24 protein-coding genes and 1 pseudogene are annotated in these 18,611 nt (G+C 70.6%); 10 read left to right on the top strand and 15 right to left on the bottom strand.

The window, feature by feature from the left end; all coding sequences use genetic code 11:
* Window positions 1–233 precede the first annotated feature (233 nt).
* On the top strand, window positions 234–1,010 hold the full coding sequence (gene erm, locus BCD48_RS00935) for a 23S ribosomal RNA methyltransferase Erm (RefSeq protein ID WP_071046296.1): 777 nt from the start codon (window positions 234–236) through the stop codon (window positions 1,008–1,010).
* Between the two features lie 261 nt (window positions 1,011–1,271).
* On the opposite strand, the gene BCD48_RS00930 is transcribed toward erm, so the two are convergent.
* The 7 genes and pseudogenes from BCD48_RS00930 to BCD48_RS00905 all read right to left on the bottom strand — a co-directional run bounded on the left by BCD48_RS00930 (window position 1,272) and on the right by BCD48_RS00905 (window position 6,062).
* Window positions 1,272–1,658, bottom strand: a complete 387-nt coding sequence (locus BCD48_RS00930; RefSeq protein WP_241841423.1) for a hypothetical protein — start codon at window positions 1,656–1,658, stop codon at window positions 1,272–1,274.
* Between the two features lie 18 nt (window positions 1,659–1,676).
* A pseudogene (locus tag BCD48_RS54740) lies at window positions 1,677–1,886 on the bottom strand (TetR/AcrR family transcriptional regulator); the annotation flags it as partial.
* Window positions 1,792–3,000: an amidohydrolase family protein gene (locus tag BCD48_RS00925; protein WP_071046295.1), complete on the bottom strand. Its 1,209-nt coding sequence runs from the start codon at window positions 2,998–3,000 to the stop codon at window positions 1,792–1,794. The pseudogene BCD48_RS54740 and the gene BCD48_RS00925, both read right to left, overlap by 95 nt.
* Window positions 3,001–3,259: 259 nt before the next feature.
* Window positions 3,260–3,526 carry a hypothetical protein gene (locus tag BCD48_RS00920; RefSeq protein WP_071046294.1) on the bottom strand — a complete coding sequence of 89 codons (267 nt, stop codon included), beginning with the start codon at window positions 3,524–3,526 and terminating at the stop codon, window positions 3,260–3,262.
* 335 nt (window positions 3,527–3,861) lie between these two features.
* A complete protein-coding gene (locus tag BCD48_RS00915; protein ID WP_071046293.1) occupies window positions 3,862–4,311 on the bottom strand; it encodes a group II truncated hemoglobin in 450 nt (149 codons plus the stop codon).
* Between the two features lie 152 nt (window positions 4,312–4,463).
* Window positions 4,464–5,510, bottom strand: a complete 1,047-nt coding sequence (locus BCD48_RS00910) for an MBL fold metallo-hydrolase (RefSeq protein ID WP_071046292.1) — start codon at window positions 5,508–5,510, stop codon at window positions 4,464–4,466.
* Window positions 5,511–5,519: 9 nt separating this feature from the next.
* Window positions 5,520–6,062, bottom strand: a complete 543-nt coding sequence (locus BCD48_RS00905; protein ID WP_083417993.1) for a MarR family winged helix-turn-helix transcriptional regulator — start codon at window positions 6,060–6,062, stop codon at window positions 5,520–5,522.
* A gap of 116 nt (window positions 6,063–6,178) precedes the next feature.
* Here BCD48_RS00905 and BCD48_RS00900 point away from each other — a divergent pair, with 116 nt between their 5' ends.
* Window positions 6,179–6,598, top strand: coding sequence for an SRPBCC family protein (locus BCD48_RS00900; RefSeq protein WP_071046291.1), 420 nt, complete (start codon window positions 6,179–6,181; stop codon window positions 6,596–6,598).
* 197 nt (window positions 6,599–6,795) lie between these two features.
* On the opposite strand, the gene BCD48_RS00895 is transcribed toward BCD48_RS00900, so the two are convergent.
* Window positions 6,796–7,296, bottom strand: a complete 501-nt coding sequence (locus tag BCD48_RS00895; RefSeq protein ID WP_071046290.1) for a hypothetical protein — start codon at window positions 7,294–7,296, stop codon at window positions 6,796–6,798.
* Window positions 7,297–7,490: 194 nt separating this feature from the next.
* Between BCD48_RS00895 and BCD48_RS00890 the strand changes: the two genes are divergently transcribed.
* The 6 genes from BCD48_RS00890 to BCD48_RS00865 all read left to right on the top strand — a co-directional run bounded on the left by BCD48_RS00890 (window position 7,491) and on the right by BCD48_RS00865 (window position 12,179).
* Window positions 7,491–8,045: an SDR family NAD(P)-dependent oxidoreductase gene (locus BCD48_RS00890; protein ID WP_071046289.1), complete on the top strand. Its 555-nt coding sequence runs from the start codon at window positions 7,491–7,493 to the stop codon at window positions 8,043–8,045.
* A gap of 230 nt (window positions 8,046–8,275) precedes the next feature.
* Window positions 8,276–8,836, top strand: a complete 561-nt coding sequence (locus tag BCD48_RS00885; RefSeq protein ID WP_071046288.1) for an RNA polymerase sigma factor — start codon at window positions 8,276–8,278, stop codon at window positions 8,834–8,836.
* Entirely contained in the window at window positions 8,833–9,759 is a 927-nt protein-coding gene (locus BCD48_RS00880; RefSeq protein WP_071046287.1) for a zf-HC2 domain-containing protein, read from the top strand. The genes BCD48_RS00885 and BCD48_RS00880 overlap by 4 nt, the downstream gene beginning before the upstream one ends.
* Entirely contained in the window at window positions 9,756–10,451 is a 696-nt protein-coding gene (locus tag BCD48_RS00875; RefSeq protein ID WP_071046286.1) for a hypothetical protein, read from the top strand. The genes BCD48_RS00880 and BCD48_RS00875 overlap by 4 nt, the downstream gene beginning before the upstream one ends.
* A complete protein-coding gene (locus BCD48_RS00870) occupies window positions 10,448–11,284 on the top strand; it encodes an ABC transporter permease (RefSeq protein WP_071046285.1) in 837 nt (278 codons plus the stop codon). Before BCD48_RS00875 ends, BCD48_RS00870 begins: the two co-directional genes overlap by 4 nt.
* Window positions 11,285–11,318: 34 nt before the next feature.
* Window positions 11,319–12,179: an ABC transporter ATP-binding protein gene (locus BCD48_RS00865; protein ID WP_071046284.1), complete on the top strand. Its 861-nt coding sequence runs from the start codon at window positions 11,319–11,321 to the stop codon at window positions 12,177–12,179.
* Between the two features lie 101 nt (window positions 12,180–12,280).
* Here BCD48_RS00865 and BCD48_RS00860 read toward each other — a convergent pair whose 3' ends face one another.
* The 4 genes from BCD48_RS00860 to BCD48_RS00845 form a co-directional block, all read right to left on the bottom strand.
* A complete protein-coding gene (locus tag BCD48_RS00860; RefSeq protein ID WP_071046283.1) occupies window positions 12,281–13,459 on the bottom strand; it encodes a thiolase C-terminal domain-containing protein in 1,179 nt (392 codons plus the stop codon).
* Entirely contained in the window at window positions 13,456–13,905 is a 450-nt protein-coding gene (locus BCD48_RS00855) for a Zn-ribbon domain-containing OB-fold protein (RefSeq protein WP_083417992.1), read from the bottom strand. The genes BCD48_RS00860 and BCD48_RS00855 overlap by 4 nt, the downstream gene beginning before the upstream one ends.
* Window positions 13,906–13,997: 92 nt before the next feature.
* A complete protein-coding gene (locus BCD48_RS00850) occupies window positions 13,998–15,212 on the bottom strand; it encodes an amidohydrolase family protein (protein ID WP_071046282.1) in 1,215 nt (404 codons plus the stop codon).
* A 435-nt stretch (window positions 15,213–15,647) separates the two neighbouring features.
* Complete coding sequence (locus tag BCD48_RS00845; protein WP_071046281.1) at window positions 15,648–15,884, bottom strand: hypothetical protein; 237 nt, start codon at window positions 15,882–15,884, stop codon at window positions 15,648–15,650.
* Between the two features lie 352 nt (window positions 15,885–16,236).
* On the opposite strand from BCD48_RS00845, the gene BCD48_RS00840 reads away from it, so the two are divergent.
* Window positions 16,237–16,569: a hypothetical protein gene (locus tag BCD48_RS00840; RefSeq protein ID WP_071046280.1), complete on the top strand. Its 333-nt coding sequence runs from the start codon at window positions 16,237–16,239 to the stop codon at window positions 16,567–16,569.
* A 462-nt stretch (window positions 16,570–17,031) separates the two neighbouring features.
* Here the strand turns inward: BCD48_RS00840 and BCD48_RS00835 are convergent, their stop codons facing one another.
* From BCD48_RS00835 to BCD48_RS00825, 3 genes are read right to left on the bottom strand one after another with little or no spacing between them, the layout of a single operon-like run.
* Window positions 17,032–17,454 (bottom strand): SHOCT-like domain-containing protein, encoded by a 423-nt coding sequence (locus BCD48_RS00835; protein WP_071046279.1) that lies wholly within the window; start codon window positions 17,452–17,454, stop codon window positions 17,032–17,034.
* Between the two features lie 10 nt (window positions 17,455–17,464).
* Window positions 17,465–17,725: a hypothetical protein gene (locus tag BCD48_RS00830; protein WP_071046278.1), complete on the bottom strand. Its 261-nt coding sequence runs from the start codon at window positions 17,723–17,725 to the stop codon at window positions 17,465–17,467.
* Window positions 17,722–18,084, bottom strand: a complete 363-nt coding sequence (locus BCD48_RS00825) for a DUF2089 domain-containing protein (protein WP_071046277.1) — start codon at window positions 18,082–18,084, stop codon at window positions 17,722–17,724. Before BCD48_RS00825 ends, BCD48_RS00830 begins: the two co-directional genes overlap by 4 nt.
* 327 nt (window positions 18,085–18,411) lie before the next feature.
* On the opposite strand from BCD48_RS00825, the gene BCD48_RS51860 reads away from it, so the two are divergent.
* A complete protein-coding gene (locus tag BCD48_RS51860; protein ID WP_198543016.1) occupies window positions 18,412–18,573 on the top strand; it encodes a hypothetical protein in 162 nt (53 codons plus the stop codon).
* The last annotated feature ends 38 nt before the right edge of the window (window positions 18,574–18,611 follow it).

Here is an 18,611-nt window from a genome sequence, read left to right as displayed (position 1 = left end):
TGCCGACCGCCAGCGCGGCCAGGCGCCGCCGGCTCGAAATTGGCTGGTCGGACCAGCTGCCTGGCCGTACCCTGCTGCCCATCATGTGTGCCGCGATTCGGCTGCGTTCCGCCCGCTGACGGCGCGGAACGGTACTCAGCCAACCACTCGGTCGTTCTGCGCCGTCGGCCCTGTTCAGGGCCGGGCGGCGCTTCGTGCTGCCCGGCGTCGACAGACGACCGAGGGAGCAGTACATGTCCCGTGTCCATCCCGGCTACGGTGCCTACCCCGGACCGCATGAGCTTGGTCAGAACCACCTCACCGACAGGCGAGTGATCGCCCGCATCGTCGAGTTGATTGGCGAGGCACCAATGCCGATCGTCGAGTGGGCCGCCGGACGCGGCGCCGTCACCCGCTCGCTCGCCCGCCTGGGCCGGCCGGTGGAGGCGATCGAGGTCGACCCGCGCTCGGTCGCCCGTCTGCGTCGCGCCGTCGCGCCGCACGTCGTGGTCAGCCAGGGCGACATCCTGCGCCATGCCCCGCCGCGGGGACCGTACGACCTCGTCTGCAACGTTCCGTTCCACATCACCACACCGGTCCTGCGCCGGCTGCTCACCCTGAACGGCTGGCGCCGGGCAGTGCTCCTGCTCCAGTGGGAGGTCGCCCGCAAGCGGGCCGGTGTCGGGGGTGCCACGCTGCTCACCGCCCAGTGGTGGCCCTGGTACGAGTTCACGCTCGACCGCAGGGTCCCCTCGACGTCCTTCAACCCGCGCCCCTCGGTCGACGGTGGGCTCCTGGTCGTCGACCGCCGCCCCGCTCCACTGGTCCCGCCGGCGGAGCGCGCCGCCTACCAGACCTTCGCGGCCGAGGTCTTCCATGGGCGGGGGCGGGGGATCGTCAACATCCTCCGTACGCGGGGCCTGTCGGGCAACGCGCTCGCGACATGGCGCCGCGCGCACGGAATCGGTGACGGTCATCTGCCACGCGACCTGGACCTCGGCGCCTGGGTGGACGCCTATCGGCTCCGGTGAGTCCCACTCCCACCGGCGCGTGGACGGCTGGCCGCTGACCTGGCCGGCGGCGATCAGCGCGATCAGGAGCGAGGCGACCAGGAAGGTGAGGCCGAGGTAGGTCGCGCCGGCGACCGGAGGCGTTCTCCTCGACCTCAGCGGGGCGGCGATCCAGATCGTCAGCGACGGGGGCACCGCGTTCCCTGGCTGGCGGTGGACGGCCACGCCCGGCTGGCCGGCAGGTGCGGCGGTAGCACTTCGTCATCTGCCGAGCGGCCCGCGCTATCTGCCGAGCAGGCCGCGCTCGATCACGCGGACCGCGGCCTCGATCGTTTCCGCCGGTCGGTCTCCGCCGCCGAACACGTCTAGTAAGGCCATCGCCACGATCGCCTCGATGTCGACGTCGCCGAAACCGCGAGGTTCCAGGAAGTGCACGATCTGGCGCCGGCCCCAGTCGAGGGCAGCGGCCGCGTCGGTCCCGAGCGTGGCTTCGCGGCGCGTCGCGTCGGCCCAGATCCGGATGATCCCGGCCTCGGAGGCGTGCATCTCGTTGTAGGTGCGCAGCCATGCCCGCAGGTTGGCCGTCGACCAGGCTTTCCCGGACCCTGGCTCGGGTGGCGCAGGGATCGCGGCGAGCGTACGGGACAGCGGCGCCATCGCTGTCAGCACGAGAACTCGCGCGAGGTCGGCCTTGTTGGCGAAGTATCGGTAGAAGAGGCCGTGGGAGAGGCCTGCGATCTCGACGACGTCGTCGATCCGGGTGCCGAGGCCATTTCGCCCGGACTCCCGGCCGGGCCTCCGCTCAGGCCGCGGCCGCGAAGGGCAGATCCATGGCCTCGGCCAGGTTGCCGCCCATGACGCGGGCGATGTCCTCGGCGGACAGGCCCTCGAGCTCATCGACGTAGGAGACCGGGTCGGAGAGTCCCTCCGCGTGCGGGTAGTCGGACCCGAACACGACCCGGTCGACGCCCACGACCTTGATGAGGCCGCGCGGGTCCTCCTCGTGGAACGGGTGGATCCAGATGTTGCGCTTGAACACCTGAAGTGGGTCCTCGTCGAACCGCCTCGGGTTGTGCGCGTATGCGGTGCCAGCGGCCTCCACGAAGGGCCGCACCCAGCCGGAGCCGTTCTCGACCGGCAGGATGCGCAGCCGCGGGAAACGGGAGAGGAGCCCGTGCCCGATCAGCGAGGCCACCGTGTCGAAGATGCCCCGGCCCTGGGTGTGCATGATCTCGATGAAGGCCGACGGCGTGGCGAAGGGAAGATGCTCACCATCGGCCCGCCCCTCCCACATGTTGTAGTAGCGGGTCAGGCCGTCATCGGAGGAGTGCAGGCCGACGGTGATGTTCGCCTCGACCACCTTCTCCCAGAACGGGTCGAACTCCGGCAGCGCGAACGACCGGAAGCCTTCGTAGCCGGGCACCGGCGCCGGCCGGATCAGGATGATCTTCGCTCCACGCTCGAGCACCCACTCCAGTTCCTTGATGGCCTCGCTCACGATCGGCAGCGTGATCACCGGCGTGGCGAAGATACGGTCCTGGTAGTTGAAGCTCCACTGCTCGTGCATCCATTGGTTCAGCGCGTGGACGACCGCGTGGGTGGCCTTCGGATCCATGCGCAGTCGGTCTTCCAGGAGGCTGGCGAGCGTCGGCCACATGAGCGCCCGGTCAATTCCCAGCTCGTTCATGAGGGCCAGCCGCGGCTCCGGCGCGAAAAACGCCTCGGGCGAGCGAATCGGGGCGCCCATCAGCTCCCGGGTCGACTTCCCGTCCGGGTTGCCGTGCTTGAAGAACTCCTCCCAGGCTCCCGGCCGAGCGACGACGTTGAAGGTCGGGTTCGGGATGTACTCGGAGATCACGCCGCGAACGGCGATCTTGTCGCGCCCGTTGACCTGGACGTACTTGATCAGGCCGTCATATTCCTTGGGAAGAAATCTCGTGAAGGCGTCCGCCGTCTCGTACATGTGGTTGTCCGCGTCAAAGACGGGAAAGCCGACAGGGGTTTTGGGCATGACTACCTCCGGTCGCCGGTGGGCCGTCCGACGGACGCCGCTGGGCGGCCGCGCGACAGCTCGCGATCACGCCTGCCTGGGAGCCGACGAGCATCAGCCCTGGAGCGTGACGCCAGACACAGATCGTTCCTAACATCTTCTAACACTGACGTCAACGTTAGTCCACGGTCAGGACCGACCAGGCGCGTCGGCCGCGTCTGCACGACGGGCCGCATGACCCGACGCGCGCACGGATGATCCCTTCCGGCCAGCCGTCGGGCTATCGAAGGATCGAGCCACAACCGGGCCGGGCCGGAATGCCTGGAATCGGGTCGTCGGTCCTGATCGAGAACGGCTCCTGGTAGGTCACGACCAGCGCATCGCCGACAAAGTCATAGCGCCGCACCTCGCCCTGGAGGGTCTGGCCGTCGTCTTGGGAGCCGGCGATCCAGGTGACGATCCTGCCCGCTCCGGGGTCCCCGAGGTCCGGTTCGCAGGCCCAGTTGAACAGGCTGTGTCCGCCACCGCCAGAGCTGAGCGATGACACCTTCGACGCCTCGAATCAGATTTCGATCATCGAGGATCGACGGAGCGCCAAACGAGGAGGTGTCGCCAGGACGGTCGCGGTGATACGGAGACGATCCCGGACCTGGTGCCCGCCACGCCGCCGTTCGTCTGGGAGCGTCGAGGTGCTGACGGATGGCGCTCTCCGCCGGGTGCACGAAGATCCCGTATGGCGAGCTTCCTGTCCACCGCGGCGCAGGAGGGCACCGCGGCGGTCCCGCCGGCCTTCTTCGCCTACTTCACGCTCCACGCCGAAGTAGCGCCGGGAACGCTCCCGCGCCGAGAAGCGGCTTCAAGATCGAGTACTGGTCCCACTTCTTAGTGGACGAGACCCTGGTGTCCCCATCGAGGGGTGGGGCCGGGCTCGCCCAGATCAGTGCCGACGGGGTTCTGAGAGACGTCCTGAGCGATGGCGGTGCCCCAGTCGAAGTACTCCATGAGCGCCACGGCGAGCTCCGGCTGGCCGGGCAGCACCTCGCCGATCGCGTCCGCCATCAGCTCCAGCCAGCGTCGCCGATGCTCGTCGCGGATCCCGAGCCCGAGGTGGCTCCGTAGCAGCGCCTGATGCCCGCCGAGGCGGGCCGAGAAATCCGCTGGCCCACCGAATATCTCTGCCAGCCACACGGCCACATGATCGAGGTGGGTCGGCGTGAAGTGCGTGAACACGGGGGCGAGCAGTTCGTCTGCGAGCACACGGTCGTAGAACGCCGCGGACAGGCGCCGCAGGCCATCAAGGCCGCCTACATCGTCGTAGAGCGAGGAACTCACGATGACCTCCTGAGGCTAGGGCGACGCGCCGCCCAGGCTTCCACGGTGCCAGATCTCGGCTTCGAAACGTCCCGCGTCGGCGGGAGAGGCCGCCGCGGCGCGCGCGTTGGTCCCGTCAGGGCCGGGCCGTGGCGGACGACCTCGGCGGGCGATCAGGCGGCGAGCCGGAACGACGTGCCCGAACTGCTGGGTACCCAGGCCCCCGGGAGCGCCGTGGCCAGCGCATGCTGGGCGCGCCAGCCGCTGCAGTGCGCGCTGGCGACAAGGTCGGGCGCCATATCGGTCAGTGCGCTGACCGTCGGCGCGATGACCGGCTCGAAAGCGGGCCCGCTCAGGTGCAGGCCGCCGATCAGCGCATGCAGCCGTTCGACACCTGTCAGCCGCAGCGCGTGCCGCACGATGTTGACCACGCCCGCGTGCCCGCACCCGGTCAGCACCACCAGGCCCCTGCCTCGGACATGCACGACAAGCGCCTGGTCGTCGAGCACGAGGGGATCATGGCGCCAGCCGGCGCCGTCCCAGGCCTGATGCGCGGGCGGCATTCCGCGTTCGAAGTCGGTCGTGCGGTCGATCTCGCCAGTGATCAGCACGCTGCCGTCGACCAGCAGCGACGGAGACCGCCGCTCGATCACTTCGAACCCCTCCGACTCGCACGCACGCCTGCTCAGCGTCGGCAGCGCGGACGGGTCGAGCCCGGGGGGTGCCAGCCGCCGACGCGTCCAGACCAGCGGGTGCACCGTCATCGGCAGGCCACGGACCCCACGGCGGCCGGCCAGGCCGGCCAGGCCGCCCGCGTGGTCGAAGTGGCCGTGGCTGAGCACGACGCCCTGAACCTCGCCGAGATCGATGCCGAGCCGCTCGGCGTTGCTCACCATCCCGTCAGGCGACACACCGGTGTCGAACAGCAGGGTGGTGACCGTCTCGCCGCGACGGACCCGGACCAGTGCCGAGAAGCCGTGCTCGGCCCGCAGGCCCGCCGTCGTCAGCCCATCCTCGAACTGGGGAGCTTCGACCAGCCCGGCACCCCGCGGGGGCCGCCGCACCCGATCGTCCCCCGCCAGCAGCCCGTCGAAGGTGTTGTCCATCAGCGTGGTGATGACGACCTCGTCCACCGGCGCCAACGACACCGGGTCGACAGCCGTACCGGTCACGGGCCGTGGAGCGGCGGCAAGCACACCCGACGCGTCGTCATCGCACATACCCCGACCTTAGGCCGCCCCGGGTCGCCGCCGTCCGCCACCAGATCCGTACGGGTCAGCGACGAGCGCGTCTGAGGTCTGGTGTGCTGGGTCGGGCATGGCACTGTGGGCTCGCCAGGAGCGCTGGTCATTGGTGACCTGCACAAGCGTCCGCTTGAAGTCGGCGTAGGCGTCGGCGCCGAGGGACTCTTCGTGTCGGCGTTCGATGGTGGCGAGGATGGCGCGCGCCTTGGCGATCTCGTCCTGCCCGCGGTCGGTGGGGACGACGAGTTTGGCGCGCCCGTCGGCCGGGTCCGGCTCCCGGCGGACATAGCCGAGCCGGACCAGCTCGTCGACGATCGTGCCGACGATCTGCTTGTGCTGGCCGATGCGCTCGGCCAGGTCGGTGGCCCGGACCCCCTCCGGATCAAGGTGAGCCAGGACCAAGCCGTGTCGGGGGCTGACGTCCGGGTGTCCCTGCTCGGCGAGGGCCGCGAACAGCTCCTTCTGGATCGCACGCATCAGCTGGCCGGTCAGCATGCCCAGGTCGGGGAGCGAGGTGTCGCTTGGCATGCTCGACTCCTGAAAAGATTAGTAACGACTCTTGACGGTCAATGATCGTTACTATACTTTGCTTGCAGTGCAGTTGACCGCCCCACACGCCGGGGCCGCGCCCGAAGGAGACCATCATGACCAGCACCGCCGGCTTCGACTACACCCTCACCCGCGACCTGGACGCCCCAGCGGAGGCGGTCTGGCGCGCCTGGACCGTCGCGGAGGACTACGGCCAGTGGGCCAGCGCCGAAGAGGTCGTCCTGGACGTCCGGCCCGGCGGCGCCTGGAGCTCGGTGATGGTCATCCCGGGTGGAACCCGCATCCCGCTGTCGGGCGGCTACACCGAGGTCGTGGAGAACAAGCGCCTGGTGATGGGCATGAACGTCCCCGACCGTGACGAGCCTGTCCTCATGGCCCTCGACCTGGCCGCCCACGGCGACCGGACCCAGATCACTCTGTCCCAGACCTTCGACACCGCCGAGGACCGCGACCAGGCCGAGCAGGGCAGCACCATGCTCCTGGACAGCCTGACCGCCTACCTGGCCGCCGCATGACGGACCTGGAAGACGACGCGCCGAAGGGCGCGTCTCGATCCCGGCCTGGCTGATGTCCTCAACCAGGTGACGGGCCCTCGGTGCGGGACGTGATCATCGGTCCGCACGAGTCGAGATCACTGAGCTCACCTGTCCCCCGCCACACCCCGACGCGACGGGGAACCCACGACCAGGTCTCGTAGCCTCCCGTAACCCGCTTACAGGCCGGCGTTGACCTCGGCCTCGGCGAGCGCCTTCTCGCCGGCCAGCCGGAACCCGATCGCCGCCAGCACCGCGCCCGGCAGGGCCCAGAGCGCCAACACGAGCACGGCGTGGATGACCGCCGACTGCATCGAGTCCTCGGTCCGGCCGCCCCAGAGCAGAACCGCGGCGTGCACGCCGGCATCGAGGCCGGCGCCGAGCAGGACGTACCCCGCAATGATCAGCAGGCGGCCGAAGCGGTCGCGGACGCCGCGCCGGCGGGCGCCGCGCCAGCAGTAGCGTCCGACGGTGAAGACGATGATCCCCCAGAAGGCGAGCGCCGCGCCGTCGGCGACACGCACCGGCGGGCCGTCGCCGCGGAACGGGTCGAATCCGCCCATGACCCGCAGCATGTCGACGATGCCGTAGACCGTCAGACCGATGCCGGCCACGATGAGCGCGAGGCCGACGATGTTGAACAACACGTTGGGTGGGTGCCGGCCTGCCGTGGCTGCCATCGGTGCGTCCCCCTCCGCCGGGTGCCGCAGGCCAGCATGCGGCAACGGCGGGCAGAAGGTCATCAGGGCTACCACTGACCGAGACCACGATCCACGCCGGCGCCAGCCGACTGCGCGCGCCGACGTGCCGGGCGTGTCGGGCGAGCCGGGCTCGACGAACGATCCGCACGATTGACGGCCTTTCACGGGAAGGGTTGACATACCGACCGGTCGACATCCTCGTCAACAACGCGGGCTTCGCCACCCACGGCGACGTCGCGACGGCCGACCCGGCCCGCCTGACGGCGCAGATACGGCTCAACTGCATCGCCGTGGTGGAGCTGACGGCACGATTCCTGCCCGCGATGACCGCGCGCGGCCACGGCATCATCATCAACGTCGCGAGCACCGCCGCGTTCCAGCCCGTGGCGCACATGGCCGTCTACGCCGCGACCAAGGCATTCGTCCTCTCCTTCACCGAAGGCCTGTGGGCGGAGGCCAAGCCTGCCGGCGTCCGCGTGCTGGCGGTGTCCCCCGGCGCCACCGACACCCCGTTCTTCGACGTGGTCGGCGCCGAGGAAGCGTCGGTCGGCCGCCGCCGCACTCCGCAGCAGGTTGTTGCCACCGCCCTGCGCGGCCTCGAGAAGGGCCGCCCGTCCGTCGTCGACGGCCCCATGAACAAGCTCGTCGCGGGGCTGCCCCGGACGCTGCCCCGCCCCGCCGTGATCCGGATCGCCGAGCGGTCGGTCCGCCCGGACAACACCCACTGACGCGCTCGACGCCCGTCCGGGCCGGAGGCCCAGGACCCGGCGGTGGATGGACACTTTGTCCGTTCCAATCTTGATCTCGAAAGGCGGTCGCCATGCCCGGCTCCGAGATCATGGATCTCAGTACAGAACGGCTGACAGTCCACGTTCCCGCGGCCAAATAGCGGCCGGAGCCGTGGTGAACCGTTCGCCCTTCCGCTCGCTACCTACCTTCAGGCGGAGGAGGTGGGCGGATGGCGCGACCTGAGCCGGACAGCGATGAGGCGCTGTTACACGCGGTCGCCGCCGGCGACGTTGGCGCGCTGACCCGGCTCTACGAGCGGCACGCCGGCGCGCTGTTCGGCTACCTCTACCGGCTGGCCGGCGACCGGATGACCGCCGAGGAGATCCTCCAGGACACGATGCTGGCGGTCTGGCGGTCGGCCGCCGCCTTCGAGGGCCGCTCGAAGGTGACCACCTGGCTGTTCGGGATCGCCCGCCGCCAGGCGCACAACCGTCTGCGCGGCCGGTCCGGCCCGGAGACTCTCGGCGTCCCCCTGCCCGATCGGCCCGACCAGGGCGCCGGCCCCGACGAGCTGGCGATCGCGGCGGCGGGCGGCACACCGGTGGCCGCGGCCATCGACCGGCTGCCCGACCACCACCGCGACGTGATCGCGCTGGTGTTCGTGGCCGGTCTGCCGCTCGCCGACGTCGCCGAGGTGCTCGCGATCCCCGTCGGCACGGTGAAGAGCCGGCTGCATCACGCCCGGGCCGCCGTCGCCGCCGCGCTCACCGCTCAGGAGGTGGCCGAATGAACGAGATGCTGCCCGCGTACGCCGCTGGCTCGCTGCGCGGCGCGGACCGCGACCGGGTCCGCGCGCACCTGGCGGGCTGCGCGCGCTGCCGCGCGGACCTCGCCGCCTGGCGGGCGATCGCGGATGCCGCGGCGCCGGGCGACGCGGCACCGGACGCCGCGTGGATGGTGCGGGCCGTGCTGACCCGGAGCGCGATCGAGGGGCCCGCCGACCCACCGGGCGACGGTTCCTGGACGAGACGGCCGCGGTACGCCGGGGCGCTGGTCGTGGCCGAGGCCCGGCTGATCCGGCTGGCCGTGCCCGTCGCCTCGGCGCTGGTGATGGCGCTCGGCGTGGCCATCGTTCTGGTTCAGGCGGCAGCCGCCCCGCGGCCCGCGACCGGCGCCGACGTGGTGCTCGCGTTGGTCGCCCCGATCGTGGCCGCGGCGGGTGTGGCAGGCACGTACCGGTCACGACGCGACCCGGCCGCCGAACTGGTCGCCGCCACCCCGACGGCCGGCCCGCTGTTGCTGCTGGTGCGCCTCGCGCTGGTGTTCGGATACGACCTGGTGCTCGCGGTGGCGGCCTCCGCCGCGTTGACCGCCGCCGCGGTGGACGGGGCCGCCAGCCTGCACGCGCTGATCGCCGCCTGGCTCGGGCCGATGGCGCTGCTGTCCTCGGTCAGCCTGTTGGTCGCCGTCCGGTTCGGGCCGGACGTCGCGGTCGGCGCCGCCATCGGACTGTGGGCGACGCGAGTGCTGGCGGGCGGTGTGTTCGCCAGCGACGACTGGCCGGCGAGGTTCATCGTGGACGCCTGGTCCACGAACGCGGCGGTCCTCGTCGTGAGCGCCGTGTTCGGGATCGCCGCGGTGGTGATGGCCGGGCGCCTTGGTCCCTACGACGGTGAACCGTCGGGCGGCTGGCGCGCTACCCATCCGATGTGAGACCACTGACGCTTTGGCGGTACGAGGCGCGCCGGGCGGGATGGGCGGCCCTGCTCGGTCCGCCGATCGCCGTCGCGCTGGGCGTCTCGGCCGCGCTCGCCAACCCGCGGCCGGGCGACGCGACGACGGCCCGCATCCTGCTCGGCGCCCTGGAGATGGCGGTGCCGCTCGCCGCCGGTGTCGCCTGCGCCTCGCTGGTCGGACGGGACCCGGCGGTGGAGCTGCAGCTCGCCGCGCCCACGCCGTACCGCGTCACGCTGCTGCGGCGCATGGTGGTGACGCTGGGCTGGGCCGCGGTGGTCGCCGGGCTGACGGCGGCCGTGCTGATCGCCACCGGCTGGTGGGCGCGCTGGCCGGCCAACCACGGGCCGTTCGCCGGGCAGCTCACCTGGGTGGCGCCGACCGCCGGGCTGGGGGCCGTGGGCTTCGCGGCGGGCGCCGTGTTCCGCGGCCCGGCGGCGGCCGGTGCGCTGGTCACCACGCTCTGGACGATCCAGCAGTTCTTCGGTGACCTGGCGCAGCGGCACCTGCCAGGACGGCTGCTCTACCTGTTCGCCACGACCCGCGGCGCGGTGCCCGGCGACTGGACCGAGAACCGGCTGGCGCTGCTCGGCGCGGCGGCCGCGCTCGTCGCGCTGGCCCTGGTCGTGCTGGCCCGCTCGGAACGGCTCATCGGCGAGGAGGACGAATGACCAGCCAGACCGCGCGCACGCTCGGCGCGAGCCTGAGGTACGAGTTCCGCATGCAGGTCCGCAAACGGTCGGTGTGGATCGTGCCCGCACTGACCGTCGTGCTGTTCCTGCTGATCGGCGGCAGCCTGCTGCGTGACCTGTTCGACCCCAACGAGAGGAAAGGGCAGCCGGCCGAGGCCAGAACCGCCGTCGTCGGCCTGGCGGTCCAGGTGCACGCGCTGCTGTCGATCGGGTTCGGCTGCCTGCTCGCCGATCGGCTCATCCGCGACGACCGGCTGCGGGTGGCGCCGATCCTGGACGCCACGCCCGCCCGGCCGGGTGCCCGGCTCGTCGGCAAGTACCTCGGCGCGGGCGCCGCGACGGCCGTACCGATCCTGGTGGTGTACTTCGGCTTCGCCGCGGCGTACGCGGTGCACACCGACGCCCCCCAGGCGCTCGGCTGGGCGCTGGCCACCTGCGCCGTGGTGATCGTGCCGGGCCTGCTGTTCGTGGCCGCCTTCGCGCTGACGCTGCCCCTGGTCATGCCTGCGCCGCTGTTCCGCGTGATCTTCGTCGGTTACTGGCTCTGGGGCAACGTGGTCGTGCCGGACATGATGCCGACGCTCGCGCGGACCCTCGTCCACCCGCTCGGCGGCTACCCGCTCGACGCGCTGCTCGACTTCCACGGCATCGACGGCGACGACACCTGGGCCGGCCCGGTGCCCGGCGCCACGCTGAACTTCCTGCGGCCGGCCCCGACACCGACGACCGCCTGGCTGTCCATCGCGGTGCTGCTGGTGGTCGCGGCCGCCGCACTCGCCGGAGGCCACGCGGTGCGCGCCCGTCGAGCCTGAAGCCACCCGAACGACGACAAGCAGAGGAAACCCCATGCGGATCGAGATCTCCGGCCTGACGAAGACGTACCGCGGCGGGGTGGCCGCCCTCGACGGCCTGGACCTGACCGTGCCCACCGGCATGTTCGGGCTGCTCGGCGCGAACGGCGCCGGCAAGACCACGCTGATGCGCATCCTCGCCGGCCTGGTACGGCCGACGTCCGGGCGGGTCACCGTGGGCGGGCACGACATGAGCACCGGCGCGGGGCGCACCGCCGTGCAGCGCGGTCTCGGCTACCTGCCGCAGGACCTCGGCGTCTATCCCGACCTGACGGCGCGTCAGTTCCTGGACTACCTCGCGCTGCTCAAGGGCGTGGACGACCGTACGACGCGCCGCCGGCGCGTCGGGGAGCTGCTCGAGGTGGTCGCCCTGACCGGGGACGCCGACCGCCGGCTGCGCGGCTTCTCCGGCGGGATGCGGCAACGGGTCGGCATCGCCCAGGCATTGCTCGCCGACCCGCAACTGCTGATCGTGGACGAGCCGACCGCGGGACTTGACCCGCAGGAGCGGATTCGCTTCCGCACCCTGCTGTCCCAGTTCGCCGGCCGGCGCACCGTGCTGCTGAGCACGCACATCGTCGACGACATCGCGCAGACCTGCGGCGAGGTGGCGGTGCTCGCCAGGGGCCGGCTCATCTTCCGCGGCACGGTTGACGAGCTGACCCACCGCGCGCGGGGCCGGGTGTGGTCGGTCGTCACCGATGGGCCGCCGCCGGCCGAGGGAATGGTCGTGTCCGCGCTGCCACACGAGGGCGGCACGCGGTACCGGGTCGTGGCGCCCGCGGCGCCGGACCCGCGGGCCCGACCGGTGGAGCCCGCCATCGAGGACGGGTACCTCGCGCTGACCACACGGTGAGGCGCCCGCCGACGCGACGACGTCGATCGTCCGGGGCCTGCTCCCGCGCACTGCCTGGAGCAGGCCCCGCCTCCGCTGGCGGGCCGCGCCTCCGCTGGCGGCTACCGGGACAGCAGCACTCCCCCACCCGGGGAGGCGCCCACGCCCGACGCGTAGAGCGCGACGGAGGCGTCGGCGATCTGGTTGATGGCCGTGCCGCGCAGCTGCCGGACGCCCTCGAGCAGATGAGTGATGCCCTGCAGGTAGACCTCGGCGAGGTTTCCCCCGTGGGTGTTGACCGGAAGGCGGCCCTCCCGGCGGATGCCGCCGTCGGCGACGAACGGGCCGCCCTCGCCGATGTCGCAGAAGCCCCAGTCCTCGAGGCTCATGATGACGGACGGGGTGAACCCGTCGTAGAACAGCGCGACGTCGACGTCATCGGGTCCCAGGCCGGCGCGGTGGTAGAGGTCGCGAGCGGCGCGGCGGTGACCGGTACTGACGTAGTCCTCGTCGATGGTGTTGAACGACGCGGTGGCCCATTTGTACTCGCCGGTCGTCGCGACGGCGCGAATGCTCACCGGCGGGTGGCGCAGATCCCGGGCGCGTTCGGGGGTGGTGACGATGAGCGCGGCGGCGCCGTCGGACTCCATGCAGCAGTCCAGCAGCCGGAGCGGGTCGCAGACCAGCCGGGAGGCGTGGTGCTCCTCGACGGTGATCTCCTCGCGGAACCGCGCGTCGGGGTTGTTCACGGCGTTGCGCCGCGCGTTGATGGTGACCTCGGCGAACTGGTCGGTGGTGGTGCCGTAGAGCGCCATGTGCCGGCGCGCCTTCAACGCGTAGATCGCCGCCGGAAGCGCCATCCCGAACGGCGCGGTGTACGACGCCGCCAGCGGGATCGCCTGCCCCGGCTGCACGCCGGCGGCCACCGACTGACCGAGGCGCGCCTGCTGGATGAGCGAACGCACCACCACGACATAGTCGGCCAGGCCGGTCGCGACGGCGGCGTAGGCGTTGGCCACCGCGCCCGGCACGCCCGATCCACGGCCGCCCCAGACCAGGCCCGAGTACCGGAACTCCTTGGTACCGAGCGCGACGGCGAGGTCGGCCGGCCAGGTCGGGTCGTCGCAGTAGCCGGCGAACCCGTCGATGTCGGGTGCGTCGAGACCGGCGTCGGCACAGGCGTCGAGGACCGCGTCGAGCGCGATGCGGCCCAGGCCCAGAGGCGCCAGCGAGCCCCGGGTGCCGTAGGCCGAGTGCCCGATCCCCACGACGCAGGCCGCGTCCCGGCGGAACTCGCTCATGACAGCATCCGGAAGCAGGGCAGGGCCAGGTCGTCCCCGTCACCGAAACCGACCGGCGCGAGCGCGACCCGGTCTCCGACGTGGAGATCGTCCGGACTCCAGGCGTCGATCACGTTGCTGAGGATGCGCGCGGGATCTCCCTCGGTGCCCTCGAGCGTGACGACGGCGACGTTGTAGACCGCCGGCGCCTCCGGGGTGCCCGTCCGAGTCCGGTCGGGCACCCAGATGTAGGAATAGACGGTGCCGGTGCCGGGCAACGTCGACCAGTCCCACCTCACCGAGCCGCAGCGGTAGCAGCCGTCAGTGGGCGGATAGCGGTGCGCACCGCAGGATGCGCACCGCTGCACGTCAAGGCGTCCGGCCGCGGCCGCGCGCCACATCCCCTCGTTGATCGGTGCCACGACGGGATCGGGCATGCCGGCTGGGCGGTTGACGGCATCGCTCACCTGTACGTCCGTTCCCTTTCTGGTGCCTGTGGCATGGAGGCGCTCGCCGCGTCGGGACCCGGCGATGCCGGTCCGGTCTCGGGCCGGCGGCGTCAGTCCTCGAGGCCGAGCAGGCGCGCCGCGTTGCCGCGCATGATCATGCGTACCTCGCGGTCGTCGAGACCGTCGAGCTTGTTCACCCACTCGATCGCGTGCGCGACGCCCTCCGGGTGCGGGTAGTCCGAGCCGAACAGCACCCGCTCCGGACCGATCGCCCGCACCAGCCCGACGACGTCCTCCTCGTAGAACGGCGAGACGTAGAGGTGCTCCATGAGGACCTCGCTCGGCCGCCCGATCACCTCACCGCCGGGCCAGTAGCCCTTGCGGCCCATGTGCGCGGCGTGGTCGACGTCGTGCAGGAGCGGGACGACCCAGTTGATGCCGCACTCAAGCGCGACGACGGTCAGGCCCGGGAACCGGCCGAACAGGTTGTTGAGGACGTAGGAGGCAAGCGTGTCGGCAACCGGCTTGCCGGCGGTGAGGTACCACTGGAACGGGGTCTGGCCCTGCAGCGGGGGCGTCGCCGACTCACCGAACTGGACGCCGAGGGTGGCCAGGTAACGCGGGTCGGTGCTGTGGAAGACGAGTTTCACGTTCGCGTCCCGCAGCCGCGACCAGAAGCCGTCGTAGACGGGGTCGACCGGGGAGCGGCCCCACAGCGGGCCGGGCTTCATGACGACGGCGCGCGCGCCGGCGGCGATGACCCGGTCGATCTCGGCGATGGCCAGCTCGGCGTCCATCAGCGAGATCATCGGCGCGGTGATGATCCGGTTGTCCCGGTTGAAGCCCCACTCCTCGTCCAGCCACCGGTTGTAGGAGCGGATGTTCGCGTACAGGGCGGGGATGTCGTCGTGCAGCTCGTTCTCGGCCTGCAGCATCGCGGTACCGAGCATCAGGCCCGCCTGCACCCGCTCGGAGTCCATCTTCGCCAGCCGGGGGGCGCGCCGCATCATGTCCGGGTAGTCCCACCCCCGGATGAGCTCCCGGTGGACGAACCCGTCGGTGCTGTCCGGGTTGTCGAGCATCGTCCGCAGGGAACCGGGCGCGCCGATGTAGTCCGTCTGGATCACCCGCATGTAGCGGAACTGCCGGTCGCCGAAGTAGAGCTTGCCACGGCCCTTCTGGTCGACGCGCACATTGATGACTCGGTCGGCGAACGCAGGGTCGATGAAGCGGCTGAAGCAGTCGTACGGTTCGTAGTAGTGATGGTCGGCGTCGATCAGCTCGTAGCCGAGGTCCGGATGGGCGAAGACGGTTTCGGTACTCACAGGGATCCTCCCGACTCCGTGGGCCGATGAGCCGGGCTCCCAGCGGCCGAACAGCGCGATGTTGGTGGTGAACAGGCGTCTCGATGAATCACGATCAGCGGTCGGTCCCTCACCGTGGGGCGCCGATACGCGGGGCCGGCGGCGTCGAGGGCGTCGAGGGCGTCGGCATCATGTCGGCCAGCACCTCGTGATGGCGCCCCGCCTGAGCCAGATCGAACGGATCTAAGTCCTCAGCCGATGGAACGGACATGACATCCTCCTGCCCGACATCCTCCTGCCCGCGAGCACGGCCACGGGGCGCCGTACCAGTCGATGAGAGTAAGCATGTACTCATTCCAGACTCAAGGCCAGACAGGCGGTCCGGCCCCGCCGGGTCGGCGAGCCGATCAGCGGGCCAGTGTCGAGGCGGGGGCGTCAGTCCTCGCGGACCGTGGCTCAGGTCAGCTTGAGGACGTCCGCCCCCGCCTCGGGTGGGCGCCGCGGCAGGCGCCACCAGCCGCCGTTGGTGGCGCGGCCGTGCCGCCGAGCGGCCAGGTCGAACTGACACCGCCCCGCGGGACCGTGCTTGCGCGCCGACGGCACCGCCGAACCCTTCGCCCCAGCGGGGCGAACCTTCCGCCAGTGGGCCGCCATTCCGGCGAACAGGTTCGACGAATGGACCAGCCTGCTCACAGCGGCACTCGACTTCGTCTCCGGACTTCCCGCAACACCACCCTCAGCACGCCACCGCGGACGGAGACAACGACCAAGCTAATTGATCACTGGCGCCTTCTCGCCGCCAGGTTCAGTCCCTACCGCGGCGACACCATCCAGCCGGTCACAGGCTCGTTCACGGGGTCGTCGCCCGAGGAGACGCAGGGTCTTGGCCTCCTTGTCCGACTTGTGTGCCACAATTCCGATGCGGCACTAAGCAGCCGCGACGGGGGAATAAATGATTGTCATATTTGAGCAATGTGTCGCCTGTGGGCAGCTTCCAGAGCCTGCTCGCCGTCTGGAGGTCCGGCTGCCCGAAGGGCGACGGGCGGTGGTGTGCAGCGACCACGACCCAGCGGCGCCCTGTTTCCGTGAAGATCTGCACTACCGGCTCTTCCGCTTCTACGGTGTCGCGATCGGTGACAGAGAAAGCATCGCGGCCATGGAGCGAGCCGCCGCGCTGGTTGCCGGGGCGCTCACGTCGAGGGACTGCCCCGACGGCGACCCACAGGCGTTCCTCGTCGGACAGCGGCAATGGAGCCGGCCGTGGCGATCAACAAGGACCTCCGCCACCGGCCCGAACGTCCGCGCCGCCGCGTTGCGCGACACCGTGCTTGCCGGACACGTCATCGGCCCTGCTCAGGATGGTCGTGGCCGACCGTGAGCTCTCGCGACGGACAGGCGCAGCCGGCCGCCGTGGAGGTCTAGGTCGGCAACCAGGATGATCGTGGGGGACTCGCCGTATCGTGCGTCCGCCGGTGGCGGTGTCGGGATCTCGATGCGGATGGCGGTGCCGCGCTACTGCCAGGACGAACACGGCGCTCCCTCGGTGGCCACAAACCTGTGGCCAGGATGCGGCCAGGCACCGACATTCCACGCACACCGATCGGCGCCGTCCTGCGGGTACGGGACAACGAACGGCACGAGATCAAGGTCGCGCGGACTTTCGTTGACCACTGTGGACGCTTGAACAGGAGGAGGGGCCACTCGTCCGAGTGGCCCCTCCGCTACGCGCCGACGAGTGGCTAGACTTCGGGTTGGCAGTTCACCTGTGCTCTGCTGTAGCGGGCGCGGCCTCGGGAGGGTGTTCGAGCACCCTCTCGGGGTCCGTCCAACTGGACGGTGCCTACTCGCAGAAGACACGCACTTTGGCATCGGGTTGGTCGACCTCCACGGTCATCTCGTCGAGGTGCTCCACGAGCGTCTCGAGCTGTTCGGGCTTGAGCTGCGTCAGGTCGAACGGCACGCCCGACTTGTTCAGTTCGGCGTTGGCCTTACCCAGTGCCTGCGGCGGGATCAGGGCCGCCAGCCGCACGCCGGCCCGCAGCAGCTGCAGCGGCACCCGCACGTTGACCCGCCCCGGCTCACCGTTCTCAAGGGTGTCCACCACCACCCGCAGATACTTCGCCTTGCCCTTCGGCCGTGCGTCGAGACTCGCCGCCGCCGGCGGCTGGTCCCGTTCGAGCGCGGCGATGAGCTGCTCCGCCTCCTCGGCGGTGATCTTGCCCTCAGCCAGCATGTCGAGGATGTCCTTGCGCTGTTCGTTCATCGGACCTCTCTTATCGGATAGTTACGAGCACAGCCGTACGGCCCTGCTCGACGTCGACCCGGGTGCCGGGCAACGCGGAGACGATGCGCCAACCGGTGCCGAGTGCCCGCATCGCACTGACGCGGTACACGAGGCAGGCCACGGCCGCTACCAGTACGGCCAGGACCAGGACCGGTGAGAACACGAGCACTACGGGGAGTACCGGGACCCAGATCCGGATGGGACGACCGTCCGGGCGTTTGACCCGTGCGGTCACCAACTGCGGCATCATGTGCGACCCTCCAAGGCGGACAGTGCCTGCTGGGCGGTGATCTCGCCGCGGCGCAGCCGATCGATGATGTCGGCCCGCGACGGCGCCGGATCCGTCTCGACGAAGTCGAGCATCTGCATGATCCGGTTCAGTCGCGATTTGATCGTCGGGTAGCTCACCCCGAAGATCCGCTCCATCTCCTTGATGGAACCGTGGCACCGCACGAACGCCGTGACGAAGACCTGATCCTCGACGCCCAGCTGGGCCAGTTGCGGTAGCTCGAACTCGCCCTCGACCGCGACGCCGCTGCTCGCCAGACGCACCCGCTCGACGACGAACGGCTGGCCCCTGGTCAGGTTCGTGAGTTCCTGCCAATCCATCGCCCGCTCTGTCATATATCAAGTTGTACTCGCAGAAACTTCAATTTTCAAGAAGTTGATCTTGATTTTCTTAGATCAGTGCTTCCTCCAGCTCCCGGCTCGTCCGCCACCCCGCGGGGCGCACGTTCGCTCCGGCCAAGATCCGGTATGCCGAGTTGGGTCGACCACGGTCTCGGCCAATCCCGGAGATCCGGTACCGCTGTCTTGATGCCGACCGGGTGCCGTGGTGCACGACCGACGCCGAGACGATCACCATCGAGCCAGCAGCGCCGACAGCGGACGGTTATGGTCTGACCACATGCTGTCCATGGGGGGGTTGGCGCAACGATGAAGGCTGTACTGCCATGGGCATTCTGGATCTTCGCGGCTTTCTACGTCATGACCGCGCCCGGCGACGCCGCGGCTCTCGTGCACACAGCAGTCGGCTGGCTCGGCGCCCTCGGCAACGGCCTTTCCACTGTCGTCACCGACACCACCAGCTCCGTCTGAACCAGCCGGACATGGGGCGCGGCGGCGCGCACGCCGGG

The organism is Pseudofrankia coriaricola (assembly GCF_001854805.1).
Lineage (GTDB): Bacteria > Actinomycetota > Actinomycetes > Frankiales > Frankiaceae > Pseudofrankia.
Note: the sequence above shows the minus strand (reverse complement) of the source record. Positions and strands in the feature narration are given on the sequence as shown.

Bases quoted from the DNA above. Each gene is read 5' to 3' on its own strand.
- erm (WP_071046296.1), top strand. From the start codon at position 234: ATGTCCCGTGTCCATCCCGGCTACGGTGCCTACCCCGGACCGCATGAG.
- BCD48_RS00925 (WP_071046295.1), bottom strand. From the start codon at position 3,000: ATGCCCAAAACCCCTGTCGGCTTTCCCGTCTTTGACGCGGACAACCAC.
- BCD48_RS00910 (WP_071046292.1), bottom strand. From the start codon at position 5,510: ATGTGCGATGACGACGCGTCGGGTGTGCTTGCCGCCGCTCCACGGCCC.
- BCD48_RS00905 (WP_083417993.1), bottom strand. From the start codon at position 6,062: ATGCCAAGCGACACCTCGCTCCCCGACCTGGGCATGCTGACCGGCCAG.
- BCD48_RS00900 (WP_071046291.1), top strand. From the start codon at position 6,179: ATGACCAGCACCGCCGGCTTCGACTACACCCTCACCCGCGACCTGGAC.
- BCD48_RS00895 (WP_071046290.1), bottom strand. From the start codon at position 7,296: ATGGCAGCCACGGCAGGCCGGCACCCACCCAACGTGTTGTTCAACATC.
- BCD48_RS00885 (WP_071046288.1), top strand. From the start codon at position 8,276: ATGGCGCGACCTGAGCCGGACAGCGATGAGGCGCTGTTACACGCGGTC.
- BCD48_RS00880 (WP_071046287.1), top strand. From the start codon at position 8,833: ATGAACGAGATGCTGCCCGCGTACGCCGCTGGCTCGCTGCGCGGCGCG.
- BCD48_RS00870 (WP_071046285.1), top strand. From the start codon at position 10,448: ATGACCAGCCAGACCGCGCGCACGCTCGGCGCGAGCCTGAGGTACGAG.
- BCD48_RS00865 (WP_071046284.1), top strand. From the start codon at position 11,319: ATGCGGATCGAGATCTCCGGCCTGACGAAGACGTACCGCGGCGGGGTG.
- BCD48_RS00860 (WP_071046283.1), bottom strand. From the start codon at position 13,459: ATGAGCGAGTTCCGCCGGGACGCGGCCTGCGTCGTGGGGATCGGGCAC.
- BCD48_RS00835 (WP_071046279.1), bottom strand. From the start codon at position 17,454: ATGAACGAACAGCGCAAGGACATCCTCGACATGCTGGCTGAGGGCAAG.
- BCD48_RS00830 (WP_071046278.1), bottom strand. From the start codon at position 17,725: ATGATGCCGCAGTTGGTGACCGCACGGGTCAAACGCCCGGACGGTCGT.
- BCD48_RS00825 (WP_071046277.1), bottom strand. From the start codon at position 18,084: ATGGATTGGCAGGAACTCACGAACCTGACCAGGGGCCAGCCGTTCGTC.
- BCD48_RS51860 (WP_198543016.1), top strand. From the start codon at position 18,412: ATGAAGGCTGTACTGCCATGGGCATTCTGGATCTTCGCGGCTTTCTAC.